Source organism: Nonomuraea sp. CA-141351 (assembly GCF_050944675.1).
Lineage (GTDB): Bacteria > Actinomycetota > Actinomycetes > Streptosporangiales > Streptosporangiaceae > Nonomuraea.
This window is the reverse complement of sequence record NZ_CP191982.1, coordinates 3,037,869-3,052,834: the sequence shown is the minus strand read 5'-3', so window position 1 is coordinate 3,052,834 and position 14,966 is coordinate 3,037,869. Positions and strand designations below refer to the sequence as shown.

Genomic DNA, 14,966 nt, shown 5'->3' with positions numbered 1-14,966 from the left:
GGCAAGGGGTGGGCTCGGGGCGGGTGTCAGCAGGCCCACCATCCAGCAGGGCAATGGGGGGGTGGCCCTGGCTCTCACCTACCCCTGGGCCAATCGGAGAACGCCCCAGTGGCTGGTGTCCAGGTAGGCGCGGCCCGTGCTGTCGTTCCAGGTGACCGCGCTCGTGCGGGCCGCGCCCGTCGCGTCGTTCACCTGTACGTCGAAGCCCAGCAGCGTGCCCGGCGCGAGCGTGATCGTGGGCAGCTCGACGGCCGCCTCCACGACGTATCCGCCGGGCACCACCTTGGTCACCGCCTTAACGTGGTCCTTGACGCCCGCCGCGTCGAACGTCCCGCCGACCGTGACCCGGCCCGAGAAACTGACGCGGTACTGACCGTCGTCGTCCTCGTAGCCCTTCGTCTTGCCGTTGCCCGGGTCCACGAAGATCTCGACGGAGTCCTGCTCCCACGCGTTCGGGGACTCCTCACTCAGTGCCGGGTCGGCGACCTGGGCGAGGACGTACAGCGTGGACCCGCTCCACAGCGACCGTACCTTGGCGGTCGCGCCGGACGTGCCCTGGATCCAGGTCCCGGTGCGGATCTCCGGCGCGGCCGACCAGGCCCGGTCCACGACGCCGTCGAGCACGGGCGCGCGGTGGGCGGCCGAGGTGAGCTTGACCGCGGGTACCGGTGTCACCTTCCCGTTCCAGACGGTCTCGCCGGAGGAGTCGTGCACGGTCACGTTCACGTCCGTGCCCATACCGACCAGTGCCTCGACGCGGTACCCGGTCGCGGTCCGCCGCACCGCCGCCTTCGGACCCCCGCTCCGCCGGACGACGTACGGCGTGCCGTCCACGGTGAACGTCACCCGGTCATCCTTGCCGACGGTCGGATCGGTGACCTCGGCGAGCAGGTAGAGCCCCTTTGCGGACGAGCGCGCCTGGAACCCGGCGGACACGTCGCCCACGCGCGCGATCGGCGAGTCGGGCAGCAGGTCCCACTCGAGGTCCCGCTTGCCGTCCACCTTGGGCGTCCCGGCCGGCGCCTCCAGCCTCCGTACCAGTGGCGCCAGCCGGGACGGGTCCACGATCCCCCAGTAAGCCGGCTTGGCCTGCAGGTCGTCGTCGAACGGCAGCGGCGCGTTCAGCCGCGGGATCGGCCACGACCGCAGCCAGCTCACGTCGTCCGACTCGCCCCACACCGTCACCGAGCTGAGCTTCGCGGCCTGCCGCCGGAAGACGTCGAACAACTCCTTGTAGCGGTGCCCCTGCTGGACGAGCAGCTCGGGCGGGATCGTGTCGTACGAGGAGGAGAAGTCCGTATAAATGCTGACATCTAGTTCGGTGACCTGCTGGTCCACGCCGAGCGTGGCGAAGCGCTCGATCGTGGCCTCGACGGAGGAGGCGGGCGGCTGCTCGATGTTCAGGTGGAGCTGGTGGCCCACGCCGTCGATCGGCACGCCCTCCTCCTTGAGCCGCTTGACCAGCGCGTACAGGGCCTCCCGCTTGCGGGGGAACTCGGTGTTGTAGTCGTTGATGAAGAGCCTGGCGTCCGGGTCGGCCTCGTGCGCGACGCGGAAGGCCGTGCGGATGAAGTCGAGGCCGGCGATCTCGTACCACTTGGAGCGGCGCAGGCCGTCGGGCTGGTTCTCGTCCACGACCTCGTTGACCACGTCCCAGACCTTGATCTTGCCCTTGTACCTGGTCACGAGCGTGCGCACGTGCGTCTCCAGGCGCTTGAGCAGCAGCTCCTTGTCGGCGTCCTGGAAGACCCAGTCGGGGGTCTGGCTGTGCCAGGCGAGCGTGTGGCCGCGGATCATCATGCCGTGCCGGGTGGCGAAGTCCACGAGGTAGTCGCCGTCGGCGAAGTCGAACTCGCCCTCCCTCGGCTCGGTGGCGTCCCACTTGAGCTCGTTGCCGGGCGTGACGCCGTTGAAGTGCCTGGCCAGCAGCTCCCCGTGCACGCCGAGCGTGTCGGGCCTGGTGAACGCCGACCCCATGACGAACGGCACCTCGTCCTTGAGCGCGGGGATGTCGGTCTGGATCGGCTTGGGCTGGACGTACGTCATGGAGAAGTCGTCCAGGTAGAAGGGGAACGTGCCGCCGTCGGACTCGATGTACAGGCTGAGGAAGTCGACGTCGTACGCGAGCGTGTACGTGCCGGACAACCGCACCCACTCCCCGGCCGGCACGTCCTTCGGCGAGACGACGCGCTCGTAGCTCGGGGTGCCGCCGCTCCTGCGCTCGATCGACAGCCCGAGCTTGCCCGCCGCGGTGTCCGGCCCGAGCCGCACCCACACCGACAGGGCGTACTTCTCGCCCTTGGCCATCCGGCCGAGCACGTTCAGCGCGGGGCCGTCCCAGGAGGCCGACCGGCCGCTCACCGCCAGCGCGCGGCTGCCCGCGTGGGCGGCCGCCGTACTGGACTCGAGGACGGCGGCGGCCCTGGACGCCCAGTCCTGCGCGGTGCCGTCCTCGAAGTCGCTGCTGATCGGCTCGCGCGTGGGATCGCCGAGCGGGGTGATGACGATGTCGTCCAGGTAGAACTGGCCGGTGGGGTCGGAGCTCTCGGCGTAGAGCTGCAGGCCGGTGGACTCGGCGGTGAAGAGGTAGTTGCCCGAGAGCCGCACCCATCCGCCGTCGGTCACGGTGGCCGCCGCGACCCGCTCGTACGTGGTGTCGCCTCCGGCGGGGGTCCGCTGCACGGTCAGCGCGATCGTGCTCGACGGCTGGCCGCTCACCAGCCGGGCGTACGCGGTCACGGTGTAGCCGGCGCCCCTGACGAACGGCGCGTCGATCGACGCGCCGTGCCACGTGGCGGTCCTGCCGGTGGTCAGGAGGCTGCTCGTCCCGCCGTGGGCCGCGTCCGCCGTCACCGCGACGGAGACGCCGCCGCCGCGCGGACCCCACCCCTGGGTGGTGCCGTCCTCGAAGTCGTACGTGAAGTCCGCCGCGGCGTGCGCGGAGACCGCGGGCACGAGGCATAACAGGGCGGCGGCCACCAGGGCTCGAAGGATGCGCACGATGCTCCCGATGAAAGTTTCAGGGAAACGCCGATAAATATCAGGCGGACTGTAGACGCGGCGCGCTTCGACGGTCAAGATCGCTCTTGTTTCTGCAATCGATTGTTGCTATTTCACCGCAGATCATCGAGGAAGTGAAAAGGGATATGTCAGCATTTCATGCAACCGATCGTCACACCTCGTCCCGGCGGGAGCCGGAGCGGGGCACCTTCACTGACCTCCGAAGGGGGGAGTAGCGCGGCCACCTTGAGCCGCCCTGCTGCCCGCCCTCTTCGCCTAGCCTCGAAGACATGGACAGGGAGAACCCGCTCGGCCAGTTCCTGCGCGCCCGCCGCGAACTGCTCCAGCCGGAGGACGTCGGCGTCGCGGTCGGCGTCCGGCGCCGCGTGGCGGGGCTGCGCAGGGAAGAGGTCGCGCAGCTCGCGGGCGTGAGCACCGACTACTACGTACGGCTGGAGCAGGGACGCGAACGCCACCCCTCCGCCCAGGTGGTCGACGCGCTCGCTCAGGCCCTGGCCTTGGAGGAGGACGCGGCCGCGCACCTCCACCAACTGGCCCGCCCGGTCCGGCGGAGGCGGCCGTCCACCAGGCGGGAGAAGGTCAGCCTCAACCTGCTGCGCATGATGGAGCGCTGGCCGCACACCCCGGCCGTGGTCCTGGGCCGCTGTCTGACCGTGCTGGCCTCCAACGCGCTCGGCAGGGCCCTGTTCGACGGCCACACCTACAGCGGGGACCTGGTCCGGCTGGTGTTCCTCGATCCGGACGCGCGGGAGTTCTACCCCGACTGGAACCGGGTGGCGGTCAACACCGTCGCCGGGCTCCGGGCGGCGGCGGGCGCCGACCAGGACGACGCGCTGCTGATCGAGGTGGTCGGCGAGCTGTCGGTCAAGAGCGAGCACTTCCGCAGGCTCTGGGCCCGCCACGACATCCGCCAGAAGACCCACGAGACCAAGCGCTTCCGTCATCCCCTGGTGGGCGAGCTGACCCTGCACTACGAGTCGCTGACCATCAACAGCGCACCCGGCCAGCAACTCGTCGTCTACCAGGCCGACCCGGGCAGCCCGTCGGAAGAGGCGCTGTCCCTGCTGGGTTCCCTGACCGCCGTCTGAACAGCTGTCCGCTGATCGCCCCTGGCCGAATGCCGGCCGGGGCGCTATTTCGCCATGCCCATCTACCTGGAGATATACAATTCATGTCCGTTTGGTTCATCACCGGCTGCTCCACCGGCCTGGGCCGCGCGCTGGCCACCGCCGTGCTGGAACGCGGCTGGCGCGCGGCGGTCACCGCCCGCGACCCCCGTCAGGTGGCCGACCTCGTCGCCGAGTACGGCGACCAGGCCGTGGCCCTGCCGCTCGACGTCACCGACAAGGCCCAGATCGCGGAGGCGGTCAAGCAGGCGGACTCCGCCTTCGGCCGCATCGACGTGCTGGTCAACAACGCCGGTTACGGCTACCTGGCGGCCGTCGAGGAAGGCCAGGACGACGAGGTCCGCGCTTTGTTCGACACCAACGTGTTCGGCCTGATCGACGTCACCAAGGCCGTCCTGCCGGGCATGCGCGCCCGCGGGAGCGGTCACGTCGTGAACGTCTCCTCGCTCGGCGGCCTGGCGGCGTTCGGGGCGACCGGGTACTACCACGCCACCAAGTTCGCCGTGGAGGGCATCTCCGAATCGCTGGCGGCCGAGGTCGCGCCGCTGGGCATCAAGGTCACGATCGTCGAGCCGGCGGCGTTCCGTACGAACTGGTCCGGCCCTTCCATGCGCGAGTCCCCGGTCCGCATCGACGACTACGCGGAGACCGCGGGCGTGCGCCGCACCTCCACCCTGGCCACCTACGGGCACCAGCTGGGAGACCCGGAGCGGGCGGCGGAGGCGATCATCGCCGCGGTCCAGGCCGGCGAGCCGCCGCTGCGCCTGCTGCTCGGCCAGGCCGCATACGACATCGCCTGTGCCCGCCTCGACGCGCTCAGGACCGGGTTCGAGGCGTGGCGCGACGTCACGCTCAGCACCGACTACCAGAGGAACTGACCCCCATGACGAAGATCGTTCTGGTCACCGGCGCCAGCAGCGGCATCGGACAGGCCACCGCGCTGCGCCTCGCCCGCGAGGGACACCACCTGGTCATCGGCGCCCGCCGCGAGGACCGGCTGACCGCCGTCGCCGAGGCCATCCGCGAGGACGGCGGCAGTGTGGACGTGCACGGCCTCGACGTGACCTCTCGTGAGGACGTCGTGAACTTCGTCGACATGGCCGCCAAGCAGCACGGCCGGGTCGACGTCCTGGTCAGCAACGCGGGCGTGATGCCCCTGTCGCGGCTGGACTCACTGCTGGTCGAGGAGTGGGAGCGGATGATCGACGTGAACGTCCGCGGCCTGCTGTACGGCATCGCCGCGGCGCTCCCCCACTTCCAGCGGCAGGGCGGCGGTCACTTCGTCACGATCGCCTCGATCGGCGCCCACCAGGTGGTGCCGACGGGCGCGGTCTACTGCGCCACGAAGTACGCCGCCTGGGCGATCACCGAGGGCCTGCGCCAGGAGCTCGACCCCAGCATCCGGGTCACCACCGTCTCCCCGGGCGTCGTGGAGTCGGAGCTCGCCGACACCATCACCGAGCCGGGCGCGCAGGAGGCGATGCGCGTGTACCGCGCGGCGGCCATCCCGCCGGACGCCATCGCCGACGCCATCTCGTACGCGATCAACCAGCCGCCGGAGGTGGACGTCAACGAGCTGATCATCCGCCCGGCCAGGCAGCGCTGAGCGGCAGGCAGAGGGCGTGCCATAGGAAGCACGCCCTCTGCCGCGGCGTCAGCTGTCGTAGGCCTTGACCTCCAGGAGGCCTACGGAGTTGCTGCCGTTACCCGTGAGCAGCACCCGCAGGCGGGTGGTGCTCGTGGCGGTGAAGGTGACGCTGTTGTAGGCGTTCTTGGTCAGCGTGTACGCCGACGCGCCCGGCACGTCCACGTACGCGCTGCCGTTCCAGTACTGCAGCTTCCACGACGCGGGCATGTCGATCCCCTCGTCGTCGTCGAAGAAGTACACCTCGGCGCGCTTCAGGTTCTGCGCCGAGGACCAGGTCAGGTCCACCCACTGCTGCCCGGTCTCCGGCCAGCAGCCCCAGCGCGGGTTGACGGTGTCGTTGGACGACGGCGGGTCGATCCCGTCGTTGACCGCGGCCACGCTCTCCCACGACGAGGTGTACGACGCCGACGGCGTGGCCGACGACGCCAGGTTGGTGGGATTGGGCTGCTGCACCCCGCCCCGGTTGAAGACCTTGACCTCGGTGAGCCCCGTCCTGGCCCCGGAGGCGGCCGTGGCCAGCACCCGCACGCGCTGCGCACTGATCGCGGGGAACTGCACCACGTTGTAGTTGGCCCGCGGCGCCGACGGCGTCTTGGCCTGGCTGGGCACGCTCACCCAGGCACTGCCGTTGTAGTACTGGATGTCGTACGACGCCGGCGCCCGGTAGGTGGCGCTGGCCGGACGGCTGTCCTTGAAGTAGAGCCGCACCTCGTTGAGCGTCTTGGCGGAGCCGAGGTTCAGCTCGTACCAGTCCTGCCCAGCGGTCGTGCCGCCCCAGAACGGCTCGTTGATCGGGAACCCGTCCACGGCGCCCGCGGTGGAGCTGCCCGAGGCGGTGGTGGAGGCCGTGACGGTGGCGCCCGCGGCGAGGTTGGTGAGGTCGGCGGTCAGGTCGACGCCCGCCTTGGCCAGCATGTCGACCATGCGGGTGCTGGACTGGACGACCTGCGTGGGCGACTGGAGACCGGGCACGGCCACGTGGTAGGTGACGGTCCCGCTGGTGGTGACGTTACCCGTGGCCGGGTCCCACGTGAACGGCACGAGCGACGACACCGTGGCCGCCCGGCTGCCGTTGATGTAGATCGAGTAGCCCTCGGGCACGCCCGGGTAGCGCACGACGCCGTCGGCCGGGTCGTCCCAGACGATGGTCAGGTCGGCGTTGCGGTAGCGCAGGTTGTTGACGGTGAAGTTGGGCCAGCCGATGTTGATCGGCGAGAGCTCCACCTTGGCGTCGTTGCGCGGCCGCAGCCCGGCGACGTCCTCGATCACGGTCCAGTTGCTGCTGCCCAGGATGTTGTGGTGGATCCACGAGCGGTAGGTGATGGAGGAGCCGTTCCAGTCGGCCCAGAACTCGTTGGCGTCCGGATACTGGGTGTTGCCGTTGATGTACTGCGCCCAGGCGTTCCAGTAGAGCAGCTTCTTGTACCAGGTCGAGTCGATCCACTGGTTGGGGTAGTTCCGCAGCACCGAGGAGAGCAGGCGGAACTGCACGGTGGAGTTGATCGTGGAGAAGTTGTTGCTGCCGGTGCCCGAGGCCGCCTTGTCGGCCTGGTTGGCGGTGTAGAAGGGGAAGATCGGATACTGCGCCGGATCGTTGAACAGGCGCAGGGCCTGCTTGTACGTGTCCGTGTTCGGGATCGCGCCGACCGAGAACGGGTAGTAGTTGTTGATCTCCTTCCACGGCACCCACTCGTTCGTGGACTTCAGCCGGTGCTCGAACAGCTGCCTGTTCGGGTTCCACAGCACGTTGACGATGGCGTTCTGGATCTGCGTGGCCAGCGTGCGCATCTCGGTCGCCTTGGCCGTGTTGCCGATCGCCTCGTACGCCTGCGCCGCGGCCAGCGCCCCGCTGTACTGGTAGGCGGCCTCGGCGCGGTCCATGTTGCCGCTCTTCCAGTGGAAGGAGACGGCGTCTGCGTCGTTGCCCGTCAGGGCGCCCCAGTCGTACTCGATGAGCTTGTTGTTGTCGTGGTCGTAGTAGGAGAGCTGGCCCTTGACGTCCTGCTCGGCGTAGCGGGCCAGGTTCGCGGCGATGGCGGGCTGGCCGCCGTGGATCTGGTAGCTCTTCCAGGCCGCCTCGCCGATGTACTGCGTGTAGCTGTTCGACCAGTTCTCCGGGTCGCCCGGGTTGTCCAGGAAGCGGCCGTTCTTGGAGACCTGGCCGACGCTCAGCCAGTCGCCGTACGAGTAGATCGGGTTACGCAGGTACTTGAGGTCGTCGATGTGCATGGGCTGGGTCAGCACGATGGCGTTGTTGTAGCCCAGCGCGCCCTCGACGGAGGTCGGGAACTGGAACGTCTGCCCGGGGATGTCGGCGTCGAGGTTGTTGAAGCGCATCAGCCACCAGCGGTAGTAGATGTTCTTCTTGATCGCCGGCTCGGGCACGTCGATGTAGGGGATGTTGTCGGCCCACCACTTGTTGTAGGCGCGCACGTGCGTGGCGAACGCCGTGTCGGGCGTGTAGCCCGCGTAGGCGTCGTAGTCGGTGCGGGAGGCGGGGATCTCGTTCGTGACGAAGCCCATGACGACCTTGACGGTGACCGTCGCCCCCGCCGCGATCGTGACGGACCTGTTGAGCCCGCCGCCGGAGACCGTGAACCCGTCACCGGTGAGTCTGGGGTAGATCGTGGTGAGGTTGTTGTAGGCGTTCACCTGGCCGGTCAGCTCGCTGCCGCTGCCGGTGGTGGCGTACGGCGAGGTGGCCCGCAGCTGCAGCGTCGTCGAGGCGGAGCCGCCGTTGGTGATGGCCAGGTTGGCCACGGCCACGTTGTTCTCGGTGATGAACTTCGTCTGGTTGACCGTGATGGAGCCGCTGGTGTGCCGGCTCTTCCAGTAGCTGGGCGCCTGCCAGCGCGAGCTCACCTGCTCGGTGAAGGTGCCAGGGGTGATGGCGACGGTGAAGGCGTTGTTGTTGCTGATGCTCTCCCAGTACGCCACCTGACCGGCGAAGCCGAGCGTGCCGGGCGTGTGGGTCTTCATGAACAGCGCCCGCCCGCGCGACATGAGCCACGTGCCGGCCGGGTCGTCGCCCGAGCGGGCCAGCAGCCGGTCCATCCAGAAATCGGTGCCGGAGCTCTCGGCGTTGTAGATCGCCTGCATCGTGTTGCCGGGCGTGTACGACCCCGGCGGAGCGGGGATGGACGGCCCGTTGAACGTCGGATAGCCGATGGTCTGGTCCGCCTGCGCAGGCAACCCGGCGATGAGTAAGCCCGCCACGAGCAGCAGGGCGAGTAGGACACGCCTCATGAGAAGGCCCTCCATTCGAGCACGCCGGTCGAGTAGCCAGACTTGGAGGTGATGTTCAGCCGCAGCCGGGTCGTGTTGACCGAGGTGAACGTCGTGGTGTTGAAGGTGTTGCCCGCCACGCCGCAGGACGACTGGCCGGGCACGTTGACGTACGCGCTGCCGTTCCAGTACTGCACCTGGCAGGAGGCCGGCAGGTCGATGCCCAGGTCGTCGTCGAACCAGTAGGTTTCGATCTTGGAGATGTTCTGGGCGCTGGGCCAGCGGTACTCGATCCACTCGGTGCCCTGGTGGTCCCAGTTGCCGTAGGCGCCGTGGCTGTGGTCGGCCGAGTTCGCCGGGGTGTAACCGTCGTTGATCGCCGCGAGGGTCTCCCACGACGACACGTAGGAGGTGTACGGGGTGGCGCCGGCCGCCAGGTTGCCCGGAGTGGTCGGTCCGCCGGTCTGGACGACCTTCTGCATGGTGCCGTCGGCGTTGAAGTAGAGCTTGTCGATGGTCACCGAGCGGCGGAAGTTACCTCCGCCCGGGGCGCCGGCGTTGTGGTAGACCATGTACCACTGGCCCTTGTACTCGATGATCGCCGGATGGTTGGTGGTCGAGCTGACCTGGTCGAGCACGACGCCCCGGTGCGTCCACGGGCCCAGCGGGTTGCTCGCGGTGGCGTAGCGGATGCAGGCGTAGCCCGGCGCCGAGCAGGCCGAGTCGTTGGCCGAGTAGGCGAGGTAGTAGACGCCGTTGCGCTTGAACATCCAGGGCGCCTCCCAGAAGTTCGTCACGCCGCTCGGGGTGACCACCGAGCCGTTGAGCGAGGTCATGTTGGAGTTGAGCTTGGCCGCGCGCAGGCCGTAGTAGGAGCCCCAGTACATGTAGACCTGGCCGTCGTCGTCGGTGAAGACGGTCGGGTCGATGTTGAGCGGCGAGGAGTTGGGGGTGTTGTCGCTGATCAGCGGGCCGCCCTTGGCGTCGTGGAACGGGCCGAGCGGGGTGTCGCCGACGGCCACGCCGATGTCCATCCAGCCGGCGCCGTTGCCGTTGACCGGGACGTACCAGTAGTACTTGCCGTCGGCGCCGCGCTCGACCTCGCCCGCCCAGGCGTCGGCGCCCGCCCAGGAGAAGTTCGAGATCGAGAGCTTGGCTCCCTGGTCGGTGAAGTTGGTGGCGTCGGTGGAGGTGAAGACGTGCCAGTCGCGCATGACGAAGTTCGTGCCGCCCGCCGGGGCCTCGTCGTGGCCGGTGTAGAGGTACAAGGTGTCGCCCGCGACCAGCGCGGCCGGGTCGGCCGTGTAGATCGCGGTGGTGATCGGCGCGCCCGCGTTCGCGGGCGTCGCGTTGCCGAGGATGAGCACGAGTGCCGCGGTGAGGGCCGCTGCCCAGCGTCGTCTCATGAGTTCGCCCCTTACAATCCAGCGATTGCTCGTGTTAGCGCTAACAGGGATCGAAGCGGTCAACCTAAAAGGTTTTCGGGAACGTAGAACGGCCGGGCGAGGCTGTCAATCGGCCGTCACAGCCGCACACACATGCCATGAACTGCGGATGTCTGGTGCAGCCTTCGCTGATCAGCCAAGGAGCAGCCCAGTCACAGTTTCATATCGCCGAAAAGGCTTTCGGTGAACTCATGAAACGTTCATCCAGCACAAAGGGCACGCCAAGGACCCGCCACTTACCGTGAGGCTCCGACACATCGGACACCCCCAGAAGGAAACGCAGTGGGACACGATCACGAAGGCCAGCGGGTCAGCCGCCGGAGGCTGTTCGCGGGCATCAGCTCGCTCGGGCTCGGCAGCCTGCTGGCGGCCTGCTCCAGCGCCGAGGGCACGGCGACCGTCACCACGTCCACAGGAGCGAGCGTGACGCCCACGGCGACCACGGCCAAGGACCTCACCTCACTGTTCGCCGGAGCCGGCACCTGCAAGCTGACCAGCACCACGACGCAGGGCCCCTACTACTTCGACGCCGACAAGATCCGCAGCGACATCCGCGAGGACAAGCAGGGCGTGCGGCTGCGGGTGGCCGTCAAGGTGCAGGACAGCGAGACGTGCAAGCCGCTGGGTAACGCGGTGGTGGAGATCTGGCACTGCGACGCGGCCGGGCTCTACTCGGGAGCCGAGGCTCAGTCGACGGGCGGGGGCGGCGGCAACCCGCCCAACGGGAACCCGCCCGGCAATCCCCCGAGCGGCGCTCCCACCGGCGCCCCGCCGAGCGGCGGCCCGGGCGGCGGGCCGGGCAACGGCGGCGGCGACATGGCGGACCTCACGCCCACCGACGACAAGCGCTACCTGCGCGGCGCCCAGGTCACCAACGGCGACGGCATCGTGGAGTTCACCACGATCTGGCCGGGCTGGTACCGGGGGCGCACGATCCACATCCACGCCATGGTCCACTTCAGCAACCAGCGCGTGCTGACCACGCAGATGATGTTCGACGAGTCGCTCAACAGCAAGGTCATGGCGGCGTCGCCGTACTCCGAGCACACGGGACGCGACACGTTCAACGACAAGGACACCATTTACGACGACAGTATGCTCATGAAGATCACCAAGGAGGACGACGGCTACCTCGGCGTCATCGTCTTCTCCGCCGACTCCGACAAGGACGGCGCCTAGACCCTGCGCACCACGTGCAGCAGATACTCCTTCCTGTTGAGCGGATTGTGGTCGGTACGCGGGCGCTCCGGGGCCGGGCCCCGTACGGGCTGGTAACGGTGGAACTCGCACTCCAGCACGCCCTCGCCGCGGCTCAGCCCAGGGAGTTGCCGCTCCAGCTCGTGCACCCGGGCCGCCGGGATCTCCCCCTCCACCAGACCCGGCGCCCGGGTCAGGGGGACCGCGCCGAGGCCGGCCAGCACGGGCAGCACCGGGCCGAGCGTGTCGGAGGGCAGCTCGAGCCGGAAGCGATGCAGCGGCTCGAACACCCTGGTCCCGGCCCGCTTCAGCGCGCTCATCAGGACCAGCGGGGTGAGGTTGCGGAAGTCGCCGGCGGTGCTGGACATGCTCTTGTCGAACACGCCGCCCGAGTGGCTCTGCCTGGCCCAGTAACCGGAGTGGGTCAGGGTGACCACGCAGTCCTCGACCTGCCAGCCGTGCAGGCCCTGCCGGAGCGTCTCGCGTACCGTCTCCTCGATCGTCTTCATGAACGAGTACGGCAGCGAGCCCAGCTCGACCCCCAGCCGGAAATCCACCCCGTCGCCCGCCGGGCCCGGCTCGACGCGCAGGCCGACGGTCGCGAGGAACGGGTTGGGGTCCTTGCCGATCAGCTCGAACGCCTCGCCGCTGCCGATCGGGCGTTCGACGCAGATCGTGGTCGTCTCGCGGAAGGCGACCACGAGGCCGAAGTCGTTCATGAGCGTGGCCTGGATGACCTCCTTCTGCACCTCGCCGTAGAGGGAGACGGAGACCTCCTGCCGTAGGTCGTCCTGGCGCAGGCCGATCAGCGGGTCCTGCTCGGCGAGCTGGGCGAGCGCGAGGTGGAGAGCGCCCCTGTCGGTGGGGTGGCGCGGGAGCACGACCGTCTCCAGGGTCGGCGGCGCGAAATGGCCCTGTGGCTCGCCCTTCCCGGGCAATCCGATCGCGTCGCCGATCCGGACGTCGGCCAGGCCCCAGAGGCGCGCGATCCGGCCGGCGGCGACCTCCGGCCCGCGCACCGCCGTGCCCTTGTCGAACACGCTGATCGCCGTGACTTTTCCCTCGCGCCCGTCCTCGAACCGCAGGCGGTCGCGCGTGCGTATCGTGCCCGAGAACATCCGCACGTACGCGATCTTCTCCCCCGCGTCGCCGCGCTCGACCTTGAAGACGGTGCCCGAGACCGGCCCGCAGGGATCGCCCTGGGCGGCGGGGAGCAACTCCTCGATCCCGGCCATGAGCTCGTCCACGCCCGCGCCCGTGATCGCAGAGCCGAAGAACACCGGGTGCGCCAGCGCCTGCCCCGTCTGCGCCACCAACTCGGCGCGGAGCCTGGTGTACGAGATCGGCTCGACGTCGTGCACGTACGCGGCCAGCAGCGCGTCACTGTGCTCGGCCAGCACGTCCAGGAGGTTCGCCTCCCCGTCGAACGGCGTGAAGGAGGCGGCGCCCGTGCCCAGCCCGGCGGTGGACCCCATGGCGACGGCCGTAATGGAGAGCTTCTCCGAAATCTCGTGCAGCATCCCGTCATAGCGGGCTCCGCGCCGGTCGATCTTGTTCACGAAGACGAGCGTGGGGATGCCGAGCCGGCGCAGCGTGCGCATGAGCACGCGGGTCTGGGCCTGCACGCCCTCCACGGCCGAGACGACCAGCACGGCGCCGTCGAGCACACTCAGCACCCGCTCCACCTCGGCGATGAAGTCGGGGTGGCCGGGCGTGTCGATCAGGTTGACCGTGGTGTCACCGATGGCGAACGAGACGACCGCCGACTTGATCGTGATGCCGCGCTGGCGCTCCAGGGCCAGGGAGTCGGTCTGGGTGCTGCCGTCGTCGACGCTGCCGACCTCGTCGATCGCTCCTGCGGCGTACAGCAGCCGCTCGGTCAGGCTGGTCTTACCGGCGTCTACATGCGCCAATATCCCCAAATTGAGCATACGCAACGAACGTCATGTCCTCTGAATAGACGGGTGTTCCTTTCTCGTGGGACATGACAGTCGCTCGCATTTCCTGCTCCTCTGCTCGTCCTGACTCCAGGCCAGCACACCAGAGCGCTCTCGGCTCGGGCAACCGATTTACCGGCGCCCGGGTCCCTGCTCGTCGGTGGGAATGACGAGCGTCGACACGAGGACGTAGTCAACGCGGACATGCCGATAGGTCACGCCCTCCTCGACTCGATCCGGCAGATTGGTCCGGTCGCTGCCGGAGCCGGAGTCGTGATCGGGGTAGCCGGTGAATTCGACGTTCGTCCGCGGCGCCTCCTCGAAGCGGAGCTCGTCCGCCTTCACCGTGGCGGTGAGAGCGATGTCCGCCGGCTCCCGGGGGGCCGCGCCGTCCGCGTTCATGAGGGGCTCTCCGGGCGCCGGATCCGGCGCCTGGGCCGCTCGTGAGACCCGGTCTCCTCCTCGGGGCGGCGCCGGACGGGCCTGCCTTCGCGTCCGGCGCGCTTGGGCGTCGTCTTCGCCGCCCGATCAGGATCGTCGTCCGTTCCGCCTGCCGTGCGCCTGACCGTGTCACCGACGGATCCGGCCGTCTCGCCGGCCTCCCGGCCGACGTCCTCGACAGTCTCCCCGGCCCCGCGACCGACCCTGTCGACGGCCTCCCCGGCTCCACGCCCGAGATCCTCCACGGCCTCCCCGGCTCCACGCCCGAGATCCTCCACGGCGCCACCGGCTCCATGGCCGACGTCCTCGACGGCTTGCCCGGCGCCCCGGCCGAGGTCCCGCACCGCGCCCTCGGCGCCCACGCCCACGTGCTCCACGGCCTCCCCCGCTCCTCGGCCGAGGTCGCCGACGGCCCGGCCCGCGCCGCCTCCGACCTCACGAAGAGCCGAGTCCAGGCCGCGCGTAACGTGCTCGAGGATCTGCGGGTTCCGGTCGATGGTCCTCAGCACCCTGTCGAGAATCAGCGCGACGTTGTGGAGCCGCACCTTGAGCAGCGCCTGCGCCTCGACGCCCTTGATGTCCAGCGCCACCCGTCCGAGCTCCACGTCCGCGCCGACATTGAGCCGGAGCAGGTCGAGAACTTCGGCGCTCAGCGACACCCGCGCCCTGAGATCGTTCACCTCGAGGTGGATCTCCTCAACCTTGACGACGGGAACGTTGAGGAAGACGTCCGGCTCGCCGCTCAGCGACTCCTCGCTCAGCGCCATCTCGTCCTGCCGTTCCGGAGCGCCGGTCCTACGGTTGCGGTCCCGCTCATCGCGCCGGCCGCGATACCGGTACCGACGGGGTTTCTTCCACATACGGGCAGACATGAGACCGCCTCGGCTTCCTTACGGATCCCTCCTCGCAGGATATCGAAACCGCC

The 14,966-nt window shown here is 69.1% G+C and carries 10 protein-coding genes; 4 read left to right on the top strand and 6 right to left on the bottom strand.

Annotated elements, in window-relative coordinates; all coding sequences use genetic code 11:
• Positions 1 to 78: 78 nt before the first annotated feature.
• Positions 79 to 3,000 carry an endo-1,4-beta-xylanase gene (locus ACQPWU_RS14815; RefSeq protein ID WP_433440233.1) on the bottom strand — a complete coding sequence of 974 codons (2,922 nt, stop codon included), beginning with the start codon at positions 2,998 to 3,000 and terminating at the stop codon, positions 79 to 81.
• A 290-nt stretch (positions 3,001 to 3,290) separates the two neighbouring features.
• Here ACQPWU_RS14815 and ACQPWU_RS14810 point away from each other — a divergent pair, with 290 nt between their 5' ends.
• The 3 genes from ACQPWU_RS14810 to ACQPWU_RS14800 all read left to right on the top strand — a co-directional run bounded on the left by ACQPWU_RS14810 (position 3,291) and on the right by ACQPWU_RS14800 (position 5,754).
• A complete protein-coding gene (locus ACQPWU_RS14810; RefSeq protein ID WP_433440231.1) occupies positions 3,291 to 4,109 on the top strand; it encodes a helix-turn-helix domain-containing protein in 819 nt (272 codons plus the stop codon).
• A gap of 83 nt (positions 4,110 to 4,192) precedes the next feature.
• Positions 4,193 to 5,026: an oxidoreductase gene (locus ACQPWU_RS14805; protein ID WP_433440230.1), complete on the top strand. Its 834-nt coding sequence runs from the start codon at positions 4,193 to 4,195 to the stop codon at positions 5,024 to 5,026.
• Between the two features lie 5 nt (positions 5,027 to 5,031).
• Complete coding sequence (locus ACQPWU_RS14800; RefSeq protein ID WP_433440228.1) at positions 5,032 to 5,754, top strand: SDR family oxidoreductase; 723 nt, start codon at positions 5,032 to 5,034, stop codon at positions 5,752 to 5,754.
• 48 nt (positions 5,755 to 5,802) lie between these two features.
• Here the strand turns inward: ACQPWU_RS14800 and ACQPWU_RS14795 are convergent, their stop codons facing one another.
• Together ACQPWU_RS14795 and ACQPWU_RS14790 are read right to left on the bottom strand one after the other, a co-directional pair.
• Positions 5,803 to 9,042, bottom strand: a complete 3,240-nt coding sequence (locus ACQPWU_RS14795) for a discoidin domain-containing protein (protein WP_433440226.1) — start codon at positions 9,040 to 9,042, stop codon at positions 5,803 to 5,805.
• Positions 9,039 to 10,427 (bottom strand): glycoside hydrolase family 43 protein, encoded by a 1,389-nt coding sequence (locus tag ACQPWU_RS14790; protein ID WP_433440224.1) that lies wholly within the window; start codon positions 10,425 to 10,427, stop codon positions 9,039 to 9,041. The genes ACQPWU_RS14795 and ACQPWU_RS14790 overlap by 4 nt, the downstream gene beginning before the upstream one ends.
• 321 nt (positions 10,428 to 10,748) lie before the next feature.
• On the opposite strand from ACQPWU_RS14790, the gene ACQPWU_RS14785 reads away from it, so the two are divergent.
• Positions 10,749 to 11,645 (top strand): intradiol ring-cleavage dioxygenase, encoded by an 897-nt coding sequence (locus ACQPWU_RS14785; protein ID WP_433440222.1) that lies wholly within the window; start codon positions 10,749 to 10,751, stop codon positions 11,643 to 11,645.
• On the opposite strand, the gene ACQPWU_RS14780 is transcribed toward ACQPWU_RS14785, so the two are convergent.
• From ACQPWU_RS14780 to ACQPWU_RS14770, 3 genes are all read right to left on the bottom strand, one after another.
• The gene (locus ACQPWU_RS14780) at positions 11,642 to 13,594 is read right to left on the bottom strand and encodes a GTP-binding protein (RefSeq protein ID WP_433440220.1); all 1,953 of its coding nucleotides are present in this window, start codon (positions 13,592 to 13,594) and stop codon (positions 11,642 to 11,644) included. The two genes, ACQPWU_RS14785 and ACQPWU_RS14780, sit on opposite strands and share 4 nt — an antisense overlap.
• 138 nt (positions 13,595 to 13,732) lie before the next feature.
• Complete coding sequence (locus tag ACQPWU_RS14775; RefSeq protein ID WP_433440218.1) at positions 13,733 to 14,002, bottom strand: hypothetical protein; 270 nt, start codon at positions 14,000 to 14,002, stop codon at positions 13,733 to 13,735.
• Entirely contained in the window at positions 13,999 to 14,913 is a 915-nt protein-coding gene (locus ACQPWU_RS14770; RefSeq protein WP_433440216.1) for a hypothetical protein, read from the bottom strand. The genes ACQPWU_RS14775 and ACQPWU_RS14770 overlap by 4 nt, the downstream gene beginning before the upstream one ends.
• Positions 14,914 to 14,966: the final 53 nt, after the last annotated feature.

What these genes read in the sequence shown, in the direction of transcription:
- ACQPWU_RS14795 (WP_433440226.1), bottom strand. Translation starts at nt 9,042, where the DNA reads ATGAGGCGTGTCCTACTCGCCCTGCTGCTCGTGGCGGGCTTACTCATC.
- ACQPWU_RS14800 (WP_433440228.1), top strand. Translation starts at nt 5,032, where the DNA reads ATGACGAAGATCGTTCTGGTCACCGGCGCCAGCAGCGGCATCGGACAG.
- ACQPWU_RS14805 (WP_433440230.1), top strand. Translation starts at nt 4,193, where the DNA reads ATGTCCGTTTGGTTCATCACCGGCTGCTCCACCGGCCTGGGCCGCGCG.
- ACQPWU_RS14775 (WP_433440218.1), bottom strand. Translation starts at nt 14,002, where the DNA reads ATGAACGCGGACGGCGCGGCCCCCCGGGAGCCGGCGGACATCGCTCTC.
- ACQPWU_RS14810 (WP_433440231.1), top strand. Translation starts at nt 3,291, where the DNA reads ATGGACAGGGAGAACCCGCTCGGCCAGTTCCTGCGCGCCCGCCGCGAA.
- ACQPWU_RS14770 (WP_433440216.1), bottom strand. Translation starts at nt 14,913, where the DNA reads ATGTCTGCCCGTATGTGGAAGAAACCCCGTCGGTACCGGTATCGCGGC.
- ACQPWU_RS14790 (WP_433440224.1), bottom strand. Translation starts at nt 10,427, where the DNA reads ATGAGACGACGCTGGGCAGCGGCCCTCACCGCGGCACTCGTGCTCATC.
- ACQPWU_RS14780 (WP_433440220.1), bottom strand. Translation starts at nt 13,594, where the DNA reads ATGCTCAATTTGGGGATATTGGCGCATGTAGACGCCGGTAAGACCAGC.